Here is a 22,579-nt window from a genome sequence, read left to right as displayed (position 1 = left end):
CGATTCATTACGCGGGTTCGGAGAAAATCTCCCGAGATTCCCGGATCCGACCCGCGAAGCGCAGAGGAACCCTCGAAATCTGGGGAGAACTGGCGCGGCTCGGCCCGCGAAGACCACAATGGAGTAATGCGTGTGCCCGACACGGACCCGACCGAGACGACGGCCGACGCCGATCTCGTCCTGCGGTCGCGCTCGGGCGACGCTGGTGCGTTCGGCGAGCTGTGGCGCCGGCACTACGGATCGGCGATCGTCGCCGCCCGCTCGATCTCGCCGTCGCTCGACGCCGACGACCTCGTGCAGGAGGCGTACGCCAAGATCTTCCAGGCGATCCGCCGCGGCGGCGGCCCGACCGGCTCGTTCCGCGCCTACCTCTTCACGGCCATCCGCAACACGGCCGCCGCGTGGGGCGGCGCCCACCGCGAGACCGCGGTGGACGAGATGGACGAGGTCGAGGATCCCGCCACGAGCGAGGACGCGGTCGACGCGGCGCTCGACCGCAGCCTCACCACCTCGGCGTTCCGCTCGCTGCCGAGCCGCTGGCAGGAGGTGCTCTGGTACACCGAGGTGGAGCAGATGAAGCCCGCCGCGGTGTCGCAGCTGCTGGGCATGAAGCCCGCCGCCGTGTCGCAGCTGGCCTTCCGCGCGCGCGAGGGGCTGCGCGAGGCGTGGATCCAGGCGCACATCGCCGCCGTCGGCGATGACTCGGACTGCCGCTGGACGATCGAGCGCCTCGGCGCGCACGCCCGCGGCAACCTGGGCACGCGCGACGGCGGCAAGGTCGACCGCCACGTCGCCGACTGCGCCCGCTGCACCATCGTGGCCGCGGAGGCGCACGACGTGGGCAGCCGCCTGGTGCTCGTGCTGCTGCCCCTCGCGGTCGGCGTCACGGGGGCCGCGGGCTACCTCGCGTCGCTGCAGCAGGACGGCGCCGCTCCCCTGGCCCTCATGGCGATGCCCGACGGCGTGGTCGACGGCGCGGCCACGGGGTCATTCGACCTGATCGGCCACGGCGCCGAGGTGTTCGGCCACGCCGCCGAGGGCGCCGGCGCGCTCCTCGCCGCGGCGGGTGCCGGGACCGCGGGCGCCGCGGGCTCCTCCTCCGGGTCGGCGAGCGGCGGCTCCACGACCGGATCGGCGTGGACCATCGGAGGCCTCGTCGTCGCCGGCGTCGCCTCGATCGCGATCGTCGGCACGATCGTCGCCAACGCGGTCGTTCCCGGCGCTCCGGCCCCGACGAGCGAGCCCGCCGCGATCGAGGAGAGCGCGGCCCCGTCCGACGCCTCGATCGAGCCCGACGCCGCCCTCGCCGCGCACGGCTCCGAGGAGGCACAGGTCGAGGAGGAGCCGAAGATCCCCGAGCCCGAGCCCGAGAAGCCGAGGGCGCCCGCGCCGCAGCCGGCACCCGAGCCCGCGCCGCCGGTGCTCATCGAGGCCGCGCCGCCCGCACCGGCGACGGCCGCCGTGGAGCAGGACGAGCGGGACGAGCAGCAAGGGGACGAGGGTACGGGCGCGGCTGAACCGACGCCGACCCCCACGCCGACGACACCTCCGGACGACCCTGGCGACGACGCGGGGCCCGTCGCGGTCGCACTCGATCTCGAGGCCTCGAGCTGGAAGACGAACAACGGCAACGGCGCCTCCAACGCGGTGAGGCTGGTCGTCACGGCCCCCGCCGGTACGGAAGTGCACGCGACGATCTTCGGCACCCTGCTCGATGTCGCACTCGACGCCGACGTGGTCGAAGTCGAGGTCGAGGTCCCGGTGAGCGCGTCCGGGTGCCAGGTCGCCAACGAGATGGGTATCGCAGAGATCGAGATCCCCAGCGAGGCGTGGATGGACGAAGACGACGCCATCACCGTCACGGCGGGCGATCAGACGCTCCCTCCCTACACGCTCGGCCAGCTGTCCCGATAACCCGGTTCCCCTGCACCGCCCGCCGCGATAGCGTCGGAGTCATGACGCCCCTGCGCATCGCGGTCACCGGCGCGGCCGGTCAGATCGGCTACAGCCTGCTCTTCCGACTCGCCGCCGGTGGCCTGGGCGAGCGGCCCATCGAGCTGCGCCTGCTCGAGATCACCCCGGCGCTGAAGGCGCTCGAAGGCGTCGTCATGGAGCTGCAGGACGGCGCCTTCCCGCTGCTAGCCGGCGTCGAGACGGGCGACGACCCACGCGCGATCTTCGACGGCGCGCAGCTCGCCCTGCTCGTCGGCGCCCGCCCGCGCAGCGCCGACATGACCCGCGCCGACCTGCTCGAGGCCAACGGCGCCATCTTCCGCGCGCAGGGCGAGGCACTGGGCGCCGTCGCCGACGACGACGTGCGGGTGCTCGTCACGGGCAACCCGGCCAACACGAACGCCCTCATTGCGGCGTCGCACGCCCCCGACATCCCGCGCGAGCGCTTCTCGGCCCTCACGCGCCTCGACCACAACCGCGCCGTCGCGCAGCTGGCCGCGAGGACGGGCGCGCCGGTCGCCGACATCTCGCGCGTGGCGATCTGGGGCAACCACTCCGCCACGCAGTACCCCGACCTCACGCACGCGCTCGTGGCGGGCCGCCCCGCGCTCGAGGCGATCGGCGACCGGGAGTGGGTGGAGCGCGACTTCATCCCCACGGTCGCGAACCGCGGAACGGCCATCATCGAGGCGCGCGGATCGTCCTCGGCCGCCTCCGCGGCGAGCGCCACGGTCGACGCCGCGCGCGACTGGCTCGGCGGCACGCGCGAGGGCGACTGGACGTCGATGGCCGTGTTCTCCGACGGCTCCTACGGCGTGCCCGAGGGTCTCGTGAGCTCGTTCCCCGTCACGACGGCCGGCGGCGACTGGCGGATCGTCCCCGACCTGGACATCGACGAGTTCTCTCGCACCCGCATCGACGCCTCGGCGGCCGAGCTGCAGGCCGAGGCCGATCAGGTGCGCTCCCTCGGCCTGGTCTGATCCCGCACCCGTCTCGACGTGCGCATATCCGCAAGTCTGTGTCATATCCGCGCGTCTGGGCGCCCGGATTCGACAGAGACTTGCGGATTCACAGAGCCTGAGCCGGGTCCCGCGGCCGGGTCTCCCCGCGCGGGTGCGGCTCCTCGTCGAGCCGGTGCGCGAGGAGCGCCGCGACGACAAGCACGACGCCCATGCCGGTCAGCGCGCCGCCCACTGTGTCGGTGAGCCAGTGCGCCGAGAGATGCGTGCGCGAGAAGGCCATCGCCGCCGTCCACACCGCGCCGACAGCGGCCACCCACCAGCGCGGGAACGCCGCCCACAGCGCGGTGGCCACCGTCGCGGCGAACGCCGTGTGCCCCGACGGATACGCCGCCGAGGAGATGTGGATGAGGATGTCGTCGGGCCGCACGCGCGCGAAGAGCTCCTTGCCCAGGTGGACGATCGCGGTGCTGCCGAGCGAGGCGACGGCGTAGGCGAGCGCGCTCCACGGCCGCCGCAGCGCGAGCAGCACCAGCAGCAGGCCGAGCGGGATCCACAGGTTGGCGAAGCGCCCGCCCCCGATCGTGTCGAGCGCGTGCGACATGCCGAGCAGCGGCCCCTCCGGCGCGGCGCGCACCACGCCGCGCCACCACGAGTCGACCGGCAGCGGCCCGTCGCCCGCGGCGAGCCGGATGACGAGGCCCAGCAGGGCCGCCGCCGCGAGGGCGCCGATCCCGACGCCCAGCCGTCTCGTCCGCGGGACCGCGTTCTCGCTCACGCACCCATCCTGCCGTGTCCCCGGGCGACGCGGCGCCGCGACCGGCGCATGGGCGGCGCCTTCTCAGCCTCCCGTCACTTGCGTATGCATATTCTGGGCGCGTGGCATCGAACAACCGCACCAAGGGCACCAGCGGCAACCCGGCGCGCGCGGCGGAGCAGCAGCTCACCGTGAAGCAGCAGCGCGAGGCGCGCCGCCAGGAGAAGCTCGCCGAGTACCAGACGCACCTCAAGAAGCGTCAGCGCGGCAAGCTGGTGTGGTGGACGGTCGGCTCCGTCGCGGCCCTCGCCGTGGTGGGCGCGATCGTGGCGTCGTACGTCTTCGCGCCGAGCTACCCCGAGTACACCGCCGGCGGCACGGGCGCCGAGATCGCGGGCGTCGAGACCTTCGACAACGACACGCGGCACGTCGAGGTCGGCACCGACGTCGAGTACGCCCAGACCCCCTCGGCCGGCGGCGAGCACTACCCGTACTGGCTGAACTGCGGCGTCTACACCGAGCCGCAGCAGGAGGAGTACGCCACCCACTCGATGGAGCACGGCGCGGTGTGGCTGACGTACGACCCCGCGCAGGTCAGCGACGCCGACATCGAGGCGCTGCGCGGGCTCACCCCGCGCACCTACGCGATCCTCTCCCCCTTCGAGGGCATGGACTCGCCCGTCTCCATCCAGGCCTGGAACGCCCAGCTCAAGGTGGACGCGGCCGACGACCCGCGGCTCGCGGAGTTCTTCGAGGAGTACTGGCGCAGCGAGGATGTGCCGGAGTCCGGCGCCTCGTGCTCGGGCGCGGTGGACGGCCCCGGGAAGGCCTGAGCCGCATGGCCGACGACGAGCGCGCCGTCCGCCCGCGGCGGCAGTGGCCGCTCGTCGTCTTCGCGCTGATCCTCGTCGCCGGCGTCGCCTTCGCGGCCGGCCGGTTCTCGGCGTTCGACGCGGTGACCGCACCGAACGAGGCCGACATCGGCTTCGCCCGCGACATGCAGGTGCATCACGCGCAGGCCGTGGAGATGGCGATGATCCAGTACCGCGCCACCGACGACGACGAGCTTCGCGTGATCTCCTACGACATCGCCACGGGTCAGCAGGCCCAGGGCGGCGAGATGTACGGGTGGCTTGTGGAGTGGGGGCTGCCGCAGCGCGGCTCCGATCCGCTCATGGCGTGGATGCAGGGCAGCGAGCACGACCACGGCGGCGCCGTGACGCCCACGGCCAGCGAGGACGAGCTGCGCGACGCCATGGGCATGGCGAGCGACGACGAGCTCGCGCGCCTGCAGCAGACGGCCGGCACGACGGCCGGCGACTGCCTGTTCACCGAGCTGATGATCCGCCACCACACCGGCGCCCTCGAGATGGTCGCCGCCGAGCTCGACCTGGGCAGCGTGCCCCGCGTGCGGCAGACGGCCCAGGCGATGGCCGACACGCAGCAGCGCGAGATCGACGCGCTGCGGTCGGTGCAGAACCGCCTCGGCTGCGGCTGACGGGTTCGACTGGTCGCTTCATCTGCGCGGCTGCGCCGCTCCGTTCAGCAACCGAATCGGCTACTTCTGGGAGCCGGCGAGCATCGCCTGCACGAAGTAGCGCTGGAAGGCGAAGAACACGATCAGCGGCACGATCATCGACAGGAACGCGCCCGCCGAGAGCACGTCGATGTTCGACCCGAACTGACGCAGCTGCGACTGGATCGCCACCGTGAGCGGCATCGACTCGGAGTTCGTGAAGATCAGCGCCACGAGCATGTCGTTCCACGTCCACAGGAACTGGAAGATCGCCAGCGACGCGACCGCCGGCATCGCCAGCGGCAGCATCACCGTGAAGAAGATCCGCCACTCCCCCGCGCCGTCGATCCTGGCCGCCTCGATCAGCTCGCCCGGCACCTCCGTGAAGAAGTTGCGCAGCAGGAAGATCGCGAACGGCAAGCCGAACGCCGTGTGGAACAGGATGACGCCGAGCACGCTGCCGAAGATGCCGAGCGCGCCGAACAGCTGGGCGAGCGGGATGATCGCCACCTGGATGGGCACGGCCAGCAGCACGATCACGACGATGAGCAGCCAGTCGCGCCCAGGGAACTGCATCCACGCGAACGCGTAGCCCGCGAGCGATCCGATCAGCACGACGAGGATCGTCGTGGGCACGGCGATGACGATCGTGTTCCAGATCGATCCCGTGATGTCGGGGTTCTGCAGCAGGTTGGCGTAGTTCTGGATCGTCAGCTCGGCCGGCTTCGTGAACACCGTCCACCAGCCGGACTGCGCGTTGTCGCCGGCGGAGCGCAGCGACGTCAGGAACAGCCCGATGCTCGGGATGAGCCAGAACAGCGCGACGATCATCAGCACGACGTTGACGATCGTGCTGCCGAGGGCGTCGGCGATGCGCTGTCCGGCCGTCTTCTTCTTCGTCACCAGTCCGAGCGCTGCGGCGGAGGTCATCGGGCCTTCTCCTGACGGAACCTGCGGACGTTCATGATCATCGACGGCAGCACGAGGATGAGCAGCAGGATGGCCAGCGCCGAGCCGAGGCCCTGGTTGTTGCCGCCGCCGAACGACTGCGTCCACATCTCCACCGCGATGACGTTCGCCGCGGGTTTCGAGGCGCCCGGTGGGATGACGTACACGAGATCGAAGATCTTCAGCACGTTGATGATGAGCGTGACGACCACGACGATGAGCACGGGCGCCAGCAGCGGGACCGTGATCTTCGTGAACACCTTCCACTCGCTCGCGCCGTCCATGCGCGCGGCCTCCTGCAGCGAGCGATCCATGGCCGACAGACCCGACGCGATCATGACCATCGCGAAGCCCGCCCAGATCCAGATGTACGACAGGATGACGACGGCGTTGATGAACGACGCCGACAGCCACGAGACGCCCTGGCCGCCCTCGTCGAAGTTCGCCGCCGGCAGCGCCACGGTGTAGCTCTCGCCCGCCGTGAGGCCCTCGATCGTGTACTCGCCTCCCGCGCCGGTCGTCGCGTACCCGGCGATCGATCCGTCCGGCGCCACCGCGTCGACCCGGATGCCGGGCAGACCGCTCTTGCCCTCCTCGATCTCGCCGTTCGTGCCGCCGCCGCCGCGGATGACGTCGAGGAACACCGTGCCGGAGATCTCGGTGTCCGCGGCCGAGTCCACCGCCTGCGCGTCCTCCGCCTCCTCGGGCAGGTCGCCCTGGCGCACGCCCGTCAGGGCGAAGTTCTGGATCGAGCCGGGCTGCACGGTCTCCTCGGACGAGATGATGCCGCGGTCGGCCACGATCCCCGTGCCCTCGCGCGGACCGGCGCCGGGGTAGTTCGCGGCGTCGCCGAACCAGCCCTGCACGCCGACGATCGCGGCGTTCACGGCGCCCAGGTTCGGGTTCTCCTGGAACAGGCCGCGGAAGATCACGCCGGCGGCGAGCATCGAGATGGCCATCGGCATGAAGATGATGAGCCGGAAGGCCGTCTTCCACGCCAGCTTCTCGAGCAGCACCGCGAAGATCAGTCCGAGGATCGTGCACGCCGCGGGGGCGACGATCACCCAGATGACGTTGTTCCGGATCGCCGTGAACGTCGTGTCGTTCGTGAACATCGTCACGTAGTTCTCGAAGCCCACGAACTGCCCGCCCGAGCGATCGAAGAGCGAGCGGACGACCGTGTAGACGATCGGGTAGACGACGAACGCGCCGAGGAAGACCAGCGCGGGCGAGAGGAACGCCGCGGTGATGACGAAGCGGCGCCAGCCGCCCCGCTCCGGCTTCGCGCTCGGAGCGGGGGCGACGGGCGGCGCGGCGGTGACGGCCGTCACGGCGCACTCAGCCCTCGTAGGCCGAAGCGGCCGCCGCCTCGAGACGCTCCATGGTGCCCTGGACGTCGGTCGGGTCCTGGTAGAACGCGATCATCTCCTGCCAGAAGCCCTGCCCCTGCGTGCCGCCGAACGCGCTCGGCGTGAGGTCGGACATGTCGAAGCGGAACGTCTCGGCCTCCGTGAGCGACTCGGCGATCTGCTGCGAGACCTCGTCCGGGTACAGCGACGTGTCCACGTTCTGGTTCGGCGAGGTGAGGCCCCCGTTGGGCACCCAGATCTCCGCCGCCTCCGGGCTGGCGAGGAACTGCATGAGCGCGTCCACGGCGGGGTCGTCGCTGAACGCGACCGCGACGTCACCGCCGCCGACCACCGAGGGCTCCGATCCGTTGATGGCCGGGAAGTCGTAGAACAGCGCGTTCTCGCCCACCACCGAGTTGCCGTCGGCGGCGATGTTGCCGGCGACGAAGTCGCCCTCGAACACCGTGCCGGCGTTCGGGCTCGCGCCGAACACCTCGGTCACGCTCGTCGGGAAGTCGCGCTGGTCGCCGCCGGGCTGCACGACGTCGCTGCCCCACAGCTCGGCGAGCACCTCGAGCGTCTCGGCCACCGACGGATCCGTCCACGGGATCTCGTGGTTGGTGAGCTGGTCGTACTTCTCGCCGCCCGCGACGCGCAGGTAGGCGTTCTCGAACCAGTCGGTGAGCGGCCATCCCACATCGGCGCCGATCGAGATGCCCGCGTAGCCCGCGTCGGTCACGATCTGCAGCTGCTCGAGCCAGTCGTCCCAGTCCTCCGGCTCGGCGGCGCCGGCCTCGTCGTAGATGTCGGCGTTGTACCAGACCGTCGACTTGTTCGCGGCCTTGAACCAGACGCCGTACGTGGAGCCGTCGACCGTGGCGAGGTCGATCCAGTCCTGCGAGTAGTTCTCCTCGACCGCCGCGAGCGCGTCGTCGCTGAGCGGCACGATGTCGCCGTTCGTGGCGAGCTCCTGCATGAGCGCGGGCTGCCCGATCACCGCGACGCTCGGCGGCGTGCCGCCCTCGAGCTGACCCTGGATGTAGGTGGGGCCGTTGTCGCCGAAGCTCGTGTAGTTCACGGTGGCGCCGGTCTGCGACTCGAACTCGTCGAGCACCGCCTCGAAGTTCTCCTGCTCGGCGCCCGACCACGCGGCGACGACGTTGAGCTCCTCGCCGGAGAACTCGCCTCCGCCTCCGCCCCCGTCGCCTCCCGCGCAACCCGTCAGCGTGAGCCCGACGGCCCCCGCCGCTGCGACGAAGATGACCCTGCGGTTCCGGTTCGCACTCATGACGCTCCCTGAGACTTCGGCGTTCTCGGTCTCCGCCACGCGACTCCGCGAGCGGACGATGCCGTCACCCTACTGGGGCCGCGGCTCGGGCTTCAACGCCTTGACAGAACCGTGATCTGCGACAGGGCGCGCGGGCGGCGGGAACGACGAAGGCCCCGGGATCGCTCCCGGGGCCTTCGTGAGGTGTCTCGCGACGCGAGGGGTCTTACTTGAGACCCACCGTGGCGCCGGCCTCCTCGAGCTTCGCCTTGGCGGCCTCGGCGGCCTCCTTGTTGGCGCCCTCGAGAACGGGCTTCGGCGCACCGTCGACGAGCGCCTTGGCCTCGCCGAGGCCGAGCGAGGTGAGCTCGCGGACGGCCTTGATGACCTGGATCTTCTTGTCGCCGGCGGCCTCGAGGATGACGTCGAACTCGTCCTTCTCCTCGGCGGCCGGGGCGTCGCCGCCCGCGGCGGGGGCGCCCGCGGCGGCAACCGCGACCGGGGCCGCAGCCGTGACGTCGAAGGTCTCCTCGAAGGCCTTCACGAACTCGCTGAGCTCGATGAGGGTGAGCTCCTTGAACGCGTCGAGCAGCTCCTCGGTGCTGAGCTTCGCCATGATGTATCTCCTGTGTGTTGGGGGTTTGGTGGTCGATCACTCACCGCGTGTTACGCGGCGGTCTCCTGCTTCTCACGCAGCGCCTCGACCGTGCGGACGGTCTTCGACAGCGGCGCCTGGAAGAGGGCGGCAGCCTTCGACATCGAGGCCTTCATCATGCCGGCGACCTTGGCCAGCAGGACTTCACGGCTCTCGAGGTCGGCCAGCTTGCTGACCTCCTCGGCGCTCAGGGCGGCGCCATCGAAGTAGCCGCCCTTGATCACGAGAAGAGGGTGTGCCTTGGCGAAGGCACGCAGACCCTTGGCGACGGCGACGGGGTCGCCGTGCACGAAGGCGATGGCCGACGGGCCCTTGAGCTCGTCGTCCAGCGCCGTGATCCCCGCGTTGTTCGCGGCGATCTTGGTCAGCGTGTTCTTCACCACGGCGTATTCCGCGTCCTGACGAATGCTGTTGCGGAGCTCCTTGAGCTCGGCAACCGTCAGGCCGCGGTACTCGGTGAGCAGTACGGCGGTCGAGTCCTCGAAGTTCTTCGTGAGCTCGGCGACCGATGCTTCCTTCTGCGCCATGGCCACTCCTTGATGTGTACGAGGCGCTCCGCGGAGGCGGGGCGCCGACCGTTTCCCACCACACGGCAAAACAAAACGCTCCGGCGCAAGCGCACGGAGCGTGAATCCTGGAATCAGGAGAATCGTTCGTGACACCTGCGCGGGCCCCTGCTGAGCAGTGCTTCGATCCTCGTGCGCTTGCGCACACGACGATGACCGGCGGTCTTCGGCTCCGTCCATGCTACGCCATCGCTGCGGCACCGCCAAACCGGGCCGGGCGCGCGCGTCGGACGGGAGGCGTCGGCGGGCGGGGTTAGGGTCGAGGGGATGTCTCCCGAACTGCAGGCCCGGATCGTCGCGGACTCCCGCGACCGGGTCGGCTGGCTGCGCGCGAGGGCCGCGGGCATCACCGCGACCGACGTGGCGCAGCTGACGGGGGACGGCGCGATCCAGCGGGCGGCCGACGCCAAGCTCGGCATGGGGTCGCGCTTCGGCGGCAACGCGTACACCGATCACGGCCGGCGCCGCGAGCCCGAGATCGCGGCCTGGGTGGCCGCGACGCACGGCATCCAGCCCTCGAGCGCGCTCTTCCACGCCGAGCTCGAGAAGCGCCACCTGGCCACGCCCGACGGACTGGCGCAGGACGCCGCCGGCCGGATCACGCTCGCCGAGATCAAGACGACGAACAAGTCGTGGCGCACGATCCCGCGCACCTACCTGCGCCAGGTCTGGTGGCAGCAGCACGTGCTGGGCGCCGAGCGCACGCTGTTCGCCTGGGAGGAGCACCGCGACTTCGCCCCCCTGCACGACGAGCCCAAGTGCGTGTGGATCGATCGGGACGATGCGGAGATCGATCGGCTGGTGCGCCTGGCCACCGCGCTCATCGACGAGCTCTACCGCCGCACCACCGGCAACGAGGTGCCCCGCCGCCGCGCGCTCACCCCGCGCGAGGAGGCCCTGCACCGCGCCGCCTCCCGCTCGGCCTACCGCGCCCTCGCCCTCGCCGACTGACGCGTCCTCCCGCGCCTCCCACCCGCCGGCGCCCACCACCGCGAGCCGTGTCCGCAAGTCTGTGCGAAGTCCGCACGTTCGGACGCGCGGATTCGACACAGACTTGCGGATATGGGATTAGTTGACGTAGTGCAACCATTTGGGTATGGTTGACGTTCAGCAACTTCTGCGCGACGACGAGGTCGTGCCCCATCCGATCTCGTGAAAGGCCCGCATGACCGCGCCCGCTGCCACCCGCATGTCGCATCGTCAGGTGCTCGAGGCCCTCTCCGGCCTGCTCCTGGCGATGTTCTGCTCGATGATGACGATGACCGTCGTCGGCACGTCGATGCCCGTGATCATCCCCGATCTGGGCGGCACCCAGACCCAGTACACGTGGGTCGTCACCATGACGATGCTCACGACCGCGATCTCGACGCCCATCTGGGGCAAGCTCTCCGACCTCGTCAACCGCAAGACCCTCATGCTCATCGCGCTGACGATCTTCGTGGTCTCGAGCGTCGGCGCCGGCTTCACGCCGAACGCCGAGATGCTCATCGCGTTCCGCGCCCTGCAGGGCATCGGCGGCGGCGGCATGCAGGCGCTCAGCCAGATCCTGATGGCCGACATCATCAGCCCGCGCGAGCGCGGCCGCTACATGGGCCTGTTCGCCAGCGTCATGGCCGTCGGCATCGTCGGCGGACCGCTGCTGGGCGGCCTGCTGACCGACACCGTGGGCTGGCAGTGGAACTTCTTCGTGGGCGTGCCCCTCGGCATCCTCGCGTTCATCGTGATCACCAAGACGCTGCGCGTCGAGCCGCGCGAGGCGCAGAAGGTGCGGATCGACTACCTCGGCATCATGCTGCTGAGCGTGGCCGCCGGCTTCCTGCTCGTGTGGATCACGAACGTCTCCGACTACGGATGGAACAGCTGGCAGACCTACACGATGGTCTCGATCGGGGTCGTCGCCGCGATCCTCTTCGTCGTCGTGGAGTGCCGCGTCGCCGAGCCGCTCATCCCGATGGATCTGTTCCGCAACCCGACGTTCACGCTGTCGGTGCTCGCGTCGATCGCCATCGGCGTCTCGATGTTCGGCATGAGCGTCTACCTCGGCCAGTACATGCAGATCTCGCGCGGCTTCGGACCCACCCAGGCCGGTCTGCTCACGCTGCCCATGGCGATCGGCATGCTCGGCTCCTCCACCGTCGTCGGCAACCTCGTCACGCGCTTCGGCAAGTGGAAGAGCTTCCTCGTTGTCGGCGCCGTGCTGCTCACGATCGGCTCGTCGCTCATGTCGACGCTGCGCTACGACACCCCGCTGTGGCTGGTCGGCGTGTTCATGTTCCTCGTGGGCGCCGGCACGGGCATGACGATGCAGAACCTCGTGCTCGTCGTGCAGAACACGACCGACCCGAAGAAGATGGGCGTCGCCAGCTCCGGCGTGAACTTCTTCCGCTCGGTGGGCGGCACGGTCGGCACGGCCGTGATGGGCTCGGTGCTCGCCGCCAGCATGACGCAGCAGCTCACGGATCGCGCGGCCGACGTGGCCGCGGAGGTGCAGAAGCTCGGCCCGGAGGGCGTGTCGATCGCCGAGGAGCTCGCCTCGGGCGCGCTGCCCGCCACCCGCACGCTGCCGGAGGGCATCGCGACGATCATCGAGGACGTCTCGGCCCAGGCGATCTCACACGCGTTCGTCGTGGCGATCCCGATCGCGCTGCTGAGCCTCATCGCGATCTGCTTCCTGCCCAACAAGCCGCTCACGCGGCAGACCACCGTCGAGCGCCTGCGCGCCGAGAAGGCGGCCCGCGAGGCCGCCGGCGGCGAGCAGCCGGCGAACGGCGAGCGCGATTTGACGGCCGAGGACGAACACCCCATGCTGGCCAGCGTGAGTCAGGTGTCGCTGGCGGCGACGGGCGCGATCCCGCTGCCCGCCGAGGACCGGGACGGCGAGGGACGCGGATCGGCGGAGGGCGAGCGGCGATGAGCGGGGGCGCGGGCGGGGCGCGGGCGGACGAGCCGGACGACGCCGCCCGCGACGACGCGATCCGCCGCGTCGAGAGCGAGTTCTCGGAGATCGCGCAGCGCTTCCGGCGCATCATCACGCGCAACGCCGAGCTGCTCTCCCCCGGTCTGCTGCCGGGGGCCTACAAGGTCTTCACGACGATCGTGCGCCACGGCCCGGTGAAGGCGTCGGAGCTGGCCGAGCGGATGATGCTCGACAAGGGCCAGCTCAGCCGGCTCATCGCCATGCTCGAGGAGCGCGAGCTCGTCGTGCGCTCACCCGACCCCACCGACCGCCGCGCTCAGCTCCTCGAGGCGACGCCCGCCGCCAAGGCCCGCCTCGAGGAGGTCCGGGGACCGCGGGACGGCCTGTTCCGCGAGCTGCGGGCGTGGCCCGTGCACGACGTGGAGCGCCTGGCCGACCTGCTGCACAGCCTCGTGCAGGGCGCGCCGGGCGGGCCGGCCGAGGACTGATCCGGCGCCGCGACACGCGGATGCTGTTTCCTCGCCGAAACACCGGCGACTCACGCATCGGGTTGACTGTTCGCACCGGTGCGAGGACGCGCCGAGCACGCAGGAGGGGGTGCGACCCATGAGATTCCGGCCGCTGCGTTCCAGCAGCACGGCGCTCGCCAGCGAGCCCGTGCCCGAGACGCCCGACACGATGCGCGCCGCGGTGTTCGACGCTCCGGGAGGCGCCGACGTGCTGCGCCTCGACCGCGTGCCCACGCCCGCGCCCATCATGAACGAGGTGCTCGTGCGGGTCGTGGCCGCCGGGCTGAACCCCATCGACGTGAAGACGCGGGCGGGGCGGGGCGTCTCCGGAGGCATCGCCTCGTGGCCCGCCGTGCCCGGCTTCGACTTCTCGGGCGTGGTCGTGAAGTCGCCCTACGAGGCCCATCCGCTGGCGCCCGGCACGCCGGTGTTCGGGATGGCGGCCGTGCCCCGCACCGGCGGCAGCCACGCGGAGTACGTCGTGGCGCCGTCGACGGCGGTGGCGCACAAGCCCGCGTCGCTGTCGCACGCCGAGGCGGCCGGTGTGCCCCTCGCGGCGCTGACGGCGTGGCAGCTCGTGGTCGAGGTCGCCCACGCGCACGAGGGTCAGCGCATCCTCATCCACGCGGCGGCGGGCGGCGTGGGGCACTTCGCCGTGCAGTTCGCGTCGTACTTCGGCGCCCACGTGACGGCGACCGCGTCGTCGCGCAACACCTCGTGGCTGCGCGAGCTCGGCGCCGCGGTCGTCGTCGACTACACGAGCACCCGGTTCGAGGAGGTCGTCGGCACCGTCGACGTGGTGATCGACCTCGTGGGCAATGTCTCGGCGCGCACGGGATCGCGCTCGCTGTCCGTGCTGCGACCCGGCGGCCTGCTCGCCTCGGTGCCGACCGGATCCTGGCCCGGATACGCCGAGGAGGCCGCCGCGGCCGGCGTGCGCGCCACGTCGTTCAAGGTCGTGCCCGACGGGGTCGCGCTCGGCACGATCGCGCGCCTGCTGGAGTCGGGATCGGTGCAGGCGTACGTGGACGAGGTGTTCCCGCTCGCCGATATCGCCGCCGCGCATCGCCGCCTCGAGGAGGGCCACACCCGCGGCAAGGTCGTGCTGCAGGTCGCCGAGGGCTGAGCGGCGCCGGCCCCCTAGTGGCCCGCGAGCGCGTCGGCCGCGGCCGCCACGAGCACCTCGTCGAGCGCCTCCAGCAGCGGCGAGCGCAGGTGGCGGCGCTGCCAGTGCAGCGGCACGACCGCCTCCTCCTCGCGGATGCGCACGAGGCCCGGCGGCGCCATCTGCTCGGGCACGAGGCCCCAGCCCATGCCCGCCGCCACGGCGCTCACGAAGTCCTGCGATCCGGGGATGAAGTGCCGCGGCGTGCGCGTGTGGTCCACGCCCCTGGCCGCGAGCCACCGACCCTGCAGCTCGTCGCGGCGGTCGAACTCCAGCACGGGCGCCCGGGCGAGCGCATCGGGCGTGGCGCCGTCGGGCAGCCACCGCGCGATGTAGTCGGGCGTCGCGCACGCGAAGTACCGCATCGCGCCCAGCGGCACCACGGTGCAGCCCGCGACGGGCTCGTCCTGCGACGTCACCGCGCCGATCACCGCCCCGGAGGCGAGCATCCCCGCCGTCGCGTCCTGGTCGTCGCGCAGCAGCTCGAGATCGACGGGCCGATCGGCGGCGAAGCGGGCAAGCGGATCGAGGATCCACGTGGCGAGCGAATCGGCGTTGACCGCGAGCGGGAGCCGCACGCGGGCGCCCTCCAGACCGAGCTCGCGCGCCGCGTCGTGCTGCAGGATCGCGTACTGCCGGGCCAGCCGCACGACGGCCTCCCCGGCCGGGGTGGCCCGCACGGGGCGCGAGCGCACGACCAGCACGCGGCCGAGCTCGGACTCGAGGGCGCGCAGGCGCTGGCTCACCGCCGAGGGCGAGATGCCGAGGTCGATGGCGGCGTACTCGAGGCTTCCCGCGTCCACGACGGCGGCGACGGTCTCGGCGAGCTCGGGGGCGATCCGCATGACCCGACGCTACATGAAGCCGTGCTTCATGTGGTGAAGGATCGTGAACTGGCCTTCGTATCGCGCGCGGCCTACCGTGGGAGCGTGCTCTCCGCTTTCCTCTCCGGTCTCGGCATCGGACTCTCCCTCATCGTCGCTGTCGGCGCGCAGAACGCCTTCCTGCTGCGCCAGGCCGCCAAGCGCGAGCACATCGTGGCCGTCACGCTGTTCTGCATCGTCAGCGACCTCGTCCTGATCGGCGCCGCCACCGGCGCCGTCGGCTACGTGGCCTCGCACGCGCCGTGGGTGCTCGAGGCGGCGCGCTGGGCGGGCGTCGTGTTCCTCGCCTGCTACGGCCTCATGGCGGCCCGGCGCGCATGGCGCCCGACCGGCGAGGTGCTCGTGGCCGCGCCGGACGCGCCCGCGCCGCAGAGCGCGACGGGAACGGGCGGCACGGCGGTGCTCACGCGTCCGCGCACGGGCACGCTCGCGGCGGCGCTGCTCACGTGCGCCGCGATGACGTGGCTCAACCCGCACCTGTGGCTCGACACCGCCATGCTCGGCTCGATCGCCAACACGTTCGGCGACGAGCGCTGGACGTTCACGGCGGGCGCCATCACCGGCTCGGTCATCTGGTTCACCGCGCTCGCGGTCGCCGCGACGCTGCTGGGCCGCTACCTGCGCACGCCCCGCGCATGGCGCATCCTCGACACGATCATCGCCGTCGTGATGCTGGTCCTCGCGATCCGCCTCGCCCTCGGCTGACGCGCCTCGCCGCTCCGTTCCAGCAGCCGATGGGCGCAACCGATCGGTGAGCCCCCACGGTTGCTGAACGAAGTGAGCGAAGCGAACGAAGATGAAGCGACCCCAGCAAGTCCACAACGGTTGCTGTGGTCGCTTCATCTCCGCGCCTACGGCGCTCCGTTCAGCAACCGACGGGGTCCAACCGATGGGTTCAACCGATGGGTTCAACCGATGAGGTGCAGCCGATGGCGCTCCCACCGGTCACTGTGCGAGCGCGAAGCGCGAGCGGTGGCGCCCCCCCCGCGGCGCGAAGCGCCAGATTCAAGAAAAGAAACAGCCCGCTTTGCGGGTGCCCGAGCGCGCGCAGACGCTTCTGAAAAGAAAACAGAACGGGCCCCGTCCGAAGACGGGGCCCGTTCTGCTTGCTGTGTTACGCGATCGCCTTGACGTCCAGCGGGATGCCGGGGCCGAACGTGGTCGACACCGAGCCCTTCTGGATGTACTGGCCCTTGGCGCTCGACGGCTTCAGGCGGACGATCTCGTCCAGCGCGGCCGTGATGTTGGCCTCGAGCTGCTCCGGCGCGAACGACGCCTTGCCCACGATGAAGTGGATGTTGGCGTGCTTGTCGACGCGGAACTCGATCTTTCCGCCCTTGATCTCCTCGACGGCCTTGGCCGGGTTCGGGGTGACGGTGCCCGTCTTGGGGTTCGGCATGAGGCCGCGGGGGCCCAGCACCTTGCCCAGGCGCCCGACCTGGCCCATGAGCTCCGGCACCGCCACGGCGGCGTCGAAGTCGGTCCAGCCGGCGGCGACCTTCTCGATGAGCTCGGCGCCGCCGACCTCATCGGCGCCCGCGGCGATGGCGGCCTCGGCGGCCGCACCGTTCGCGAACACGATGACGCGGGCGGTCTTGCCCGTGCCGTGCGGGAGCATGACGGTGCCGCGCACCATCTGGTCGGCCTTGCGGGGGTCGACCGAGAGCTTCAGCGCGACCTCGACGGTGGCGTCGAACTTCTTCGAGCCGGTCTCGCGCGCGAGCGCTACGGCCTCGGCGGGCGTGTAGTACTTGCCGGCCTCGATCTTCTCGGCGGCGGCGATGTAAGCCTTGGACTTGGTAGCCATTGTCGTGATCCCCCTCAGTCCTCGACCGTGATGCCCATGGAGCGGGCGGTGCCGGCGATGATCTTCGAGGCAGCCTCGAGGTCGTTCGCGTTCAGGTCGGGCTGCTTGGTCTTGGCGATCTCCTCGACCTGCGCCTTCGTGAGCTTGGCGACCTTCACCGTGTGGGGCGTGGCCGAGCCGCTCTTGACGCCCGCGGCCTTCTTGATCAGCTCAGCGGCCGGCGGGGTCTTCAGGACGAACGTGAAGCTGCGGTCCTCGTAGACGGTGATCTCCACGGGGATGACGTTGCCGCGCTGCGACTCGGTCGCCGCGTTGTACGCCTTGCAGAACTCCATGATGTTGACGCCGTGCTGACCCAGGGCGGGTCCGATCGGCGGCGCCGGGTTGGCCTGGCCGGCCTGGATCTGGAGCTTGATGAGCCCCGAGACCTTCTTCTTCGGTGCCATTGCACATTCCTTTCGTCGAGTGGATGCCGGATGCATCCGCTCTCCCGCATCCGGGACCCATCCCGGAAGCGGTGGTGATCGTTCGCGCAGACAGGGCGCAAACCAGACAATCCTAGCAGGAATGCACGAGAGCCGCCCCCGGAAGGGAGCGGCTCTCGTGGGGATCCCGTGGGATCAGATCATCTTGGAGACCTGGTCGAACGACAGCTCGACCGGCGTCTCGCGCTCGAAGAGCGAGACGAGGACCGTGAGCTTGCCGCTCGCGGCGTTGATCTCGCTGATCGTGCCGGGCAGGCCCGCGAACGAGCCCTCCTTGATCGTGATGGTCTCGCCCACCTCGAAGTCGACCTCGGCGGGGATGACGCGCGGCGCGGCGCCGGTCTTGGCGGCCGACTTGCCCGAGGCGGCGACCTTCTCGGCCTCCTTGATCTCGGCGAGCGGCTTGAGCATGTTGAACGCCTCTTCGAAGCGCAGCGGCGTGGGGTTGTGCGCGTTGCCGACGAAGCCGGTCACGCCGGGCGTGTGCCGCACGACCGACCAGGTGTCCTCGTTGAGCTCCATGCGCACCAGCACGTAGCCGGGGATGCGCACGCGCGTGACCATCTTGCGCTGGCCGTTCTTGATCTCGACGACGTCCTCCATCGGGACCTCGACCTGGTAGATGTCGTCCTCGACCTCGAGCGTCGACTTGCGCTGCTCGATGTTGGCCTTCACCTTGCGCTCGAAGCCCGCGTAGGAGTGGATGACGTACCACTTGCCCTCGAGGGACCGCAGCTCGGCCCGGAACTCGGCGTAGGGGTCGTCGCCGTCGGCCGCCTCGGCCGCGCCCTCGTCGGTGCTCTCCGCCGGCTGCTCGTCGTTCTCCGCGGTGGTGTCCACGCCGTTCTCGGCGGCGTCGTCGGACAGCACCTCCGCGGCGGCCTCCGCCTCGGCCGTCTCGTCGATGTTCAGTGCGTCGTTCACGATCGCGTCCGCCTCCGGGTCGTCGATGTCGATGTCTTCGTCCGCGTCGCCCAGGTCGCCGTCGATGTGCATGGCACCGCGCTCGGCCGCCTCGTTGGCGCGCTCCTCGGACGCGAGGACGTTGCCGTCCTGCGCCTCGTCGTCCTCGCTCGACTGCTCTGCGGCGGTCGCGAGGTCGACGTCGTCGAAGTGGTTCTCAGGCACGTGGTTCTTCTCTTCCGTTCGTGCGTCGGGATCAGCTCGGCACGCCGAACACGACGGTCGCGACCCACGAGAACACGATGTCGAGCCCGTACACAAGGCCCATCACGACCACGACGAAGCCGAGCACGACGGCCGTGAACTTCAGCAGTTCAGAGCGGGTCGGCGTGACGACCTTGCGCAGCTCGGCGATGACCTGGCGGAAGAAGATCAGGATCCGCCCGAAGAAGCCGGGCTTCTTCTCGGTCGCGCCGTTCGCCGCGACGATGTCGCCCGAAACGTCCTTGGCCATTCGCTACCTTTCGTGAGCCAGCTGACGCTGACGCGCAGGGCGGACAGGAATCGAACCTGCAACCTGCGGTTTTGGAGACCGCTGCTCTGCCAATTGAGCTACCGCCCTAGAGGATCCGCGATCCTCGGGTGTCGTCCAGACCCCTCCGGGCATGCCGAAAGAATGCAGACAACTGCTTCGACAAGTGTACGGCATGCGGGGATCGCGCTCGAATCGAGCGCCGATGCCCGGGCGCGTCGCACCGATCCCCACACGCCTCAGGCGCCGCGCTGGCGCCACCACCGCACGATGGCCTCCGCCGGCTCTCGCTCATAGGTCTCGAGCGAGGACCGGGAGAGGAAACCCATGTGGGGCGTGACGATCGCCCGCTCATGCCGACGGAGCGGGTGCCCGAGCGTCGGCGGTTCGGCGTCGAGCACGTCGAGCCCGGCGCCACCGAGCGCGCCGACGTCGAGCGCAGCGACGAGCGCAGCGAGGTCGACGAGCTCGCCCCGCGACACGTTGACGAGCGTCGCCCCGGCGGGGAGCGCCGCCAGCTGTGCGGCGCCGATCAGTCCCCGCGTCTCGGGGAGCAGCGGTAGATGCAGTGAGAGCACGTCGCTGCGCGCCAGGAGCTCGTCGAAGCCCACCGCTTCGGCCACCGCCTCGGGCCGTGCCGCGAGGGGGTCGTAGCCGATGATCCGCCCGACCAGGGGGCGGGCCAGCTCGGCAAAACGCGCGCCGATCTGGCCCATGCCACAGATGCCCAGCGTCAGCTCGCTCAGTCGCCGCGGCACGGGAGTGAACTCGCCGGCCCACCCACCGCTCGCCACGACGCGCTGTGCCTCGGGCAGGCGGCGTTCCACGGCGAGCATCAGGGCCAGTGCGTGAGTGGCCACCTCCTCGGTCGAGGCGCCGCGCAGGGGCCTCACCTCGACGCCTCGCGCCGCCGTGACCTCGCCGTCGATCATGTCGGTCCCCGTCGAGCTCGTCGCGAGGAACCGGAGGTCGGGGAAGGTGTCGAAGAAGCGCTCGTCGAGGTGCGCGTACCCGACGATCCCCGCGACGGCACGCCGCGCGGCCTCGGGCGTCTCCGACGTGCGCGCCCAGTCGAGCACATCGACCTCGAACCCGTGGTCGGTGAGGATCCGCAGCGCGGGCTCGATCGAGAGGTCGGTGAAGTCGGTGATGATCACGCGGGGGCGCATGTCAGTCGAGCGCCCCGTCGGCGATCCCGGCCACCACGCGCGTGAAGACATCGACGCCGGCGAGCATGTCAGCGTCCTCGGTGAACTCGCGCTCGTTGTGCGAGACCCCGTCGACGCTCGGCACGAACATCAGCACCGTGGGCACGAGATCCTTCACGTTGGTGGCGTCGTGGCCTGCCAGGGTCTTGACCCGGGCATGCGTGAGCTGGAGGTCCTCGGCCGCGCGCTCGACGAACGCCACCCCCGCCTCGACGAAGGGGCCCGAGCGCCAGACCGAGCTCGAAAGGATCTCGACTTTGACCCTCGCCCGCTTCTCGACATCGGCGATGCGTGTGCGCAGGATCGCGAACGCCTCCTCGAGCTCCTCTGTGGTCTCGGCGCGGAGATCGATGAGCATCCTCACCTCGCGCGCGATCGTGACGGGCGAGTTCGGCTCGACGTAGAGCTCGCTCACGGTGGTGTGCAGGGTCTCGGCCGGGAAGTGCTCGATGAGCCCGTTCACCTCGGCGATGAGATGCGCGGCGCCGAGCAGCGCATCGCGGCGGTCGGCCATGCGCATCGACCCCGTGTGCCCCTGTTCGCCGTGGACGACGACCTCGTACTTGTAGGCACACCAGGTCGCGGCCACCGCGCCGATCGTGACGCCCTGCTCGGCCATCGACGGCCCCTGCTCGATGTGGATCTCGCCGTACGCCGCGACGGCGGGGAGCTGGTCTTCTCCTGCTCCCACCTCGATGGCGGCGAGCGCGTCGCGCACCGTGACGCCACGCGGATCGGCCGTGGCGAGCGCCACGTCGAGCCCGAGCTTGCCCGTGTAGACGCCCGAGCCCATCATGCTGGGCTTGAACCGGCAACCCTCCTCGTTGAACCAGTCGACGACCGCGATGTTGTAGCGCGGCACGGTGCCCGCAGCGCGATGCGTGTCGATGGTGCGGACGGCGGCGTGGAGGGCCGCGAGCACGCCATACGCCCCGTCGTAACGGCCGGCGAGCGGCTGACTGTCGAGGTGCGAGCCGAAGAGGGCGTAGGGCGCTCCCGGCGTGAACTCGAAGAGCCCGAACAGGTTGCCGATCGCGTCGACGCGCACGTCGAAGCCGTGCCCGACGAGCAGATCACGGAACCACACACGGATCGCACCGTCGTCGGTCGTCGCCGCCTGGCGATCGACACCGCCGCCCGGGGTTGCGCCGAAGGTGCTCATCCGGGCGAAGTCGGTCAGGAAGTCGGCGGCGCTCATGCCCAGTCCCTCTGCAGTTCCATCGTGGAGCAGTGAAGCCCGCCGCCGTTCTTGAGAATCTCGCGGTACGGCGTCGTGAGCACCTCGACGCCCTTCGCCGCCAGTCGCTCCGCCGTGCGGGGCAGGTGCTCGGGCATGACGACCTTGCGGCGGTCGAGCACGAGCAGGTTGCTGGCCCACTCCTCGCTGGGGTGCACGTCGACGAGCTCGACGCCCATGCCCTCCAGCGCGCTCGTGTAGTCGTATGGGGCGAGCCGCGGGTTCACGAGCGCGAGGTCGTCGTCGATCATCGACGAGCACATGTCGAGGTGGATGAGGTAGCCGGGCAGCGACACCCGGTGCAGCTCGATGCCGTGAATGTCGAGAAGCGCCTTCAGCTGGCGATAACCCTCGGGCGTCGTGCGCACGGAAGTGCCGAGGAAGGCCTGATCCCGCCGGACCTTGACGAAGGTGCCGCCCTCAACGATGCCCTCGCCCGTGATCGTGCCGAGGATCGGCATCCCCGCGGCCGCGACCGCCTGGGTGATCGTCTGCTCCTCACCGCGCCGCATGCGGGCGGCCGTGCGGGTGACGATGGCACCGCCGGGGATCGTGACGAGCGGATCGCGTGTGTACACGGCCTTCGGGAAGTCGTTCAGCTCGGGGGCGAAGAAGACCTCGACGCCGTTGTCGCGCAGCAACTGGGCGAAGCCCTCGTGCTCGGCGTATACGCGGTCCATGTCGGGGGCGGCCGATCCGGTCCAGTAGCCCCGCCCGGTCGGCTCGACGAGAGCATCCACCGACGGGTCGTACATCTCCGCGCTGAGCTGCCCGAGGCAGGCCGCGGGGCGGCGCATCAGCACGGACCGCAGCGGCGCGACCTCGTCGGCGGCGCCCCAGCGGCGCCCCCACGTGCCCTCGAGCTCGCCGTGCTCGAGGAACCCCGGCGCACCCTCGGGCCCCATAAGGCGGTGGAACATCCCATCGGAGACCTCCATGGTGGAGTCGAGTCCTTCGGTCAC

Annotated in this window: 23 protein-coding genes and 1 tRNA gene; 9 read left to right on the top strand and 15 right to left on the bottom strand. The window is 70.6% G+C overall.

What is annotated here, in order from left to right; translation table 11 throughout:
• The first annotated feature begins 126 nt into the window (after nt 1–126).
• Both ACODR5_RS02675 and ACODR5_RS02670 read left to right on the top strand, forming a co-directional pair.
• Nucleotides 127–1,914, top strand: coding sequence for a sigma-70 family RNA polymerase sigma factor (locus tag ACODR5_RS02675; RefSeq protein WP_488982650.1), 1,788 nt, complete (start codon nt 127–129; stop codon nt 1,912–1,914).
• A 41-nt stretch (nt 1,915–1,955) separates the two neighbouring features.
• A complete protein-coding gene (locus ACODR5_RS02670) occupies nt 1,956–2,933 on the top strand; it encodes a malate dehydrogenase (protein WP_488982649.1) in 978 nt (325 codons plus the stop codon).
• An 88-nt stretch (nt 2,934–3,021) separates the two neighbouring features.
• Here the strand turns inward: ACODR5_RS02670 and ACODR5_RS02665 are convergent, their stop codons facing one another.
• Entirely contained in the window at nt 3,022–3,690 is a 669-nt protein-coding gene (locus ACODR5_RS02665) for a phosphatase PAP2 family protein (RefSeq protein ID WP_488982648.1), read from the bottom strand.
• 101 nt (nt 3,691–3,791) lie between these two features.
• Here ACODR5_RS02665 and ACODR5_RS02660 point away from each other — a divergent pair, with 101 nt between their 5' ends.
• Together ACODR5_RS02660 and ACODR5_RS02655 are read left to right on the top strand one after the other, a co-directional pair.
• Nucleotides 3,792–4,502, top strand: coding sequence for a thioredoxin-like domain-containing protein (locus tag ACODR5_RS02660; protein ID WP_488982647.1), 711 nt, complete (start codon nt 3,792–3,794; stop codon nt 4,500–4,502).
• Between the two features lie 5 nt (nt 4,503–4,507).
• On the top strand, nt 4,508–5,167 hold the full coding sequence (locus tag ACODR5_RS02655) for a DUF305 domain-containing protein (RefSeq protein WP_449855200.1): 660 nt from the start codon (nt 4,508–4,510) through the stop codon (nt 5,165–5,167).
• Nucleotides 5,168–5,227: 60 nt separating this feature from the next.
• Here ACODR5_RS02655 and ACODR5_RS02650 read toward each other — a convergent pair whose 3' ends face one another.
• The 5 genes from ACODR5_RS02650 to rplJ all read right to left on the bottom strand — a co-directional run bounded on the left by ACODR5_RS02650 (nt 5,228) and on the right by rplJ (nt 9,931).
• Entirely contained in the window at nt 5,228–6,115 is an 888-nt protein-coding gene (locus ACODR5_RS02650; RefSeq protein WP_449855199.1) for a carbohydrate ABC transporter permease, read from the bottom strand.
• Nucleotides 6,112–7,464, bottom strand: a complete 1,353-nt coding sequence (locus ACODR5_RS02645) for an ABC transporter permease (protein ID WP_488982646.1) — start codon at nt 7,462–7,464, stop codon at nt 6,112–6,114. The genes ACODR5_RS02650 and ACODR5_RS02645 overlap by 4 nt, the downstream gene beginning before the upstream one ends.
• A gap of 7 nt (nt 7,465–7,471) precedes the next feature.
• A complete protein-coding gene (locus ACODR5_RS02640) occupies nt 7,472–8,770 on the bottom strand; it encodes an ABC transporter substrate-binding protein (protein WP_488982645.1) in 1,299 nt (432 codons plus the stop codon).
• Between the two features lie 205 nt (nt 8,771–8,975).
• Entirely contained in the window at nt 8,976–9,365 is a 390-nt protein-coding gene (rplL, locus tag ACODR5_RS02635) for a 50S ribosomal protein L7/L12 (protein ID WP_449855275.1), read from the bottom strand.
• Nucleotides 9,366–9,415: 50 nt separating this feature from the next.
• Entirely contained in the window at nt 9,416–9,931 is a 516-nt protein-coding gene (rplJ, locus tag ACODR5_RS02630; protein WP_460816352.1) for a 50S ribosomal protein L10, read from the bottom strand.
• Between the two features lie 306 nt (nt 9,932–10,237).
• On the opposite strand from rplJ, the gene ACODR5_RS02625 reads away from it, so the two are divergent.
• From ACODR5_RS02625 to ACODR5_RS02610, 4 genes are all read left to right on the top strand, one after another.
• A complete protein-coding gene (locus ACODR5_RS02625) occupies nt 10,238–10,921 on the top strand; it encodes a YqaJ viral recombinase family protein (protein ID WP_488982644.1) in 684 nt (227 codons plus the stop codon).
• Between the two features lie 214 nt (nt 10,922–11,135).
• The gene (locus ACODR5_RS02620; protein WP_488982643.1) at nt 11,136–12,884 is read left to right on the top strand and encodes an MDR family MFS transporter; all 1,749 of its coding nucleotides are present in this window, start codon (nt 11,136–11,138) and stop codon (nt 12,882–12,884) included.
• Nucleotides 12,881–13,375: a MarR family winged helix-turn-helix transcriptional regulator gene (locus ACODR5_RS02615; protein ID WP_488982642.1), complete on the top strand. Its 495-nt coding sequence runs from the start codon at nt 12,881–12,883 to the stop codon at nt 13,373–13,375. The genes ACODR5_RS02620 and ACODR5_RS02615 overlap by 4 nt, the downstream gene beginning before the upstream one ends.
• Before the next feature lie 118 nt (nt 13,376–13,493).
• Entirely contained in the window at nt 13,494–14,522 is a 1,029-nt protein-coding gene (locus ACODR5_RS02610) for an NADP-dependent oxidoreductase (protein WP_488982641.1), read from the top strand.
• Nucleotides 14,523–14,536: 14 nt separating this feature from the next.
• Here the strand turns inward: ACODR5_RS02610 and ACODR5_RS02605 are convergent, their stop codons facing one another.
• The gene (locus ACODR5_RS02605) at nt 14,537–15,406 is read right to left on the bottom strand and encodes a LysR family transcriptional regulator ArgP (RefSeq protein ID WP_488982640.1); all 870 of its coding nucleotides are present in this window, start codon (nt 15,404–15,406) and stop codon (nt 14,537–14,539) included.
• 84 nt (nt 15,407–15,490) lie between these two features.
• Between ACODR5_RS02605 and ACODR5_RS02600 the strand changes: the two genes are divergently transcribed.
• Nucleotides 15,491–16,150 carry a LysE/ArgO family amino acid transporter gene (locus ACODR5_RS02600; protein ID WP_488982639.1) on the top strand — a complete coding sequence of 220 codons (660 nt, stop codon included), beginning with the start codon at nt 15,491–15,493 and terminating at the stop codon, nt 16,148–16,150.
• Between the two features lie 409 nt (nt 16,151–16,559).
• Here the strand turns inward: ACODR5_RS02600 and rplA are convergent, their stop codons facing one another.
• The 8 genes from rplA to ACODR5_RS02560 form a co-directional block, all read right to left on the bottom strand.
• Complete coding sequence (gene rplA / locus ACODR5_RS02595) at nt 16,560–17,252, bottom strand: 50S ribosomal protein L1 (protein ID WP_449854138.1); 693 nt, start codon at nt 17,250–17,252, stop codon at nt 16,560–16,562.
• 14 nt (nt 17,253–17,266) lie between these two features.
• Nucleotides 17,267–17,698, bottom strand: a complete 432-nt coding sequence (gene rplK, locus ACODR5_RS02590) for a 50S ribosomal protein L11 (protein WP_449854137.1) — start codon at nt 17,696–17,698, stop codon at nt 17,267–17,269.
• Between the two features lie 174 nt (nt 17,699–17,872).
• Nucleotides 17,873–18,865, bottom strand: coding sequence for a transcription termination/antitermination protein NusG (gene nusG / locus ACODR5_RS02585; protein ID WP_449854136.1), 993 nt, complete (start codon nt 18,863–18,865; stop codon nt 17,873–17,875).
• A gap of 31 nt (nt 18,866–18,896) precedes the next feature.
• Nucleotides 18,897–19,154, bottom strand: a complete 258-nt coding sequence (secE, locus tag ACODR5_RS02580) for a preprotein translocase subunit SecE (protein WP_449854135.1) — start codon at nt 19,152–19,154, stop codon at nt 18,897–18,899.
• Nucleotides 19,155–19,189: 35 nt separating this feature from the next.
• A tRNA-Trp gene (locus tag ACODR5_RS02575) sits at nt 19,190–19,262 on the bottom strand.
• Between the two features lie 149 nt (nt 19,263–19,411).
• The gene (locus ACODR5_RS02570) at nt 19,412–20,329 is read right to left on the bottom strand and encodes a C-terminal binding protein (protein WP_488982638.1); all 918 of its coding nucleotides are present in this window, start codon (nt 20,327–20,329) and stop codon (nt 19,412–19,414) included.
• A gap of 13 nt (nt 20,330–20,342) precedes the next feature.
• Nucleotides 20,343–21,578, bottom strand: a complete 1,236-nt coding sequence (locus ACODR5_RS02565; protein WP_488982637.1) for a M20 family metallo-hydrolase — start codon at nt 21,576–21,578, stop codon at nt 20,343–20,345.
• Nucleotides 21,575–22,579, bottom strand: coding sequence for a dimethylarginine dimethylaminohydrolase family protein (locus ACODR5_RS02560; protein WP_488982636.1), 1,005 nt, complete (start codon nt 22,577–22,579; stop codon nt 21,575–21,577). Before ACODR5_RS02560 ends, ACODR5_RS02565 begins: the two co-directional genes overlap by 4 nt.

Source organism: Microbacterium sp. FG3 (genome assembly GCF_057809335.1).
Note: the sequence above shows the minus strand (reverse complement) of the source record. Positions and strands in the feature narration are given on the sequence as shown.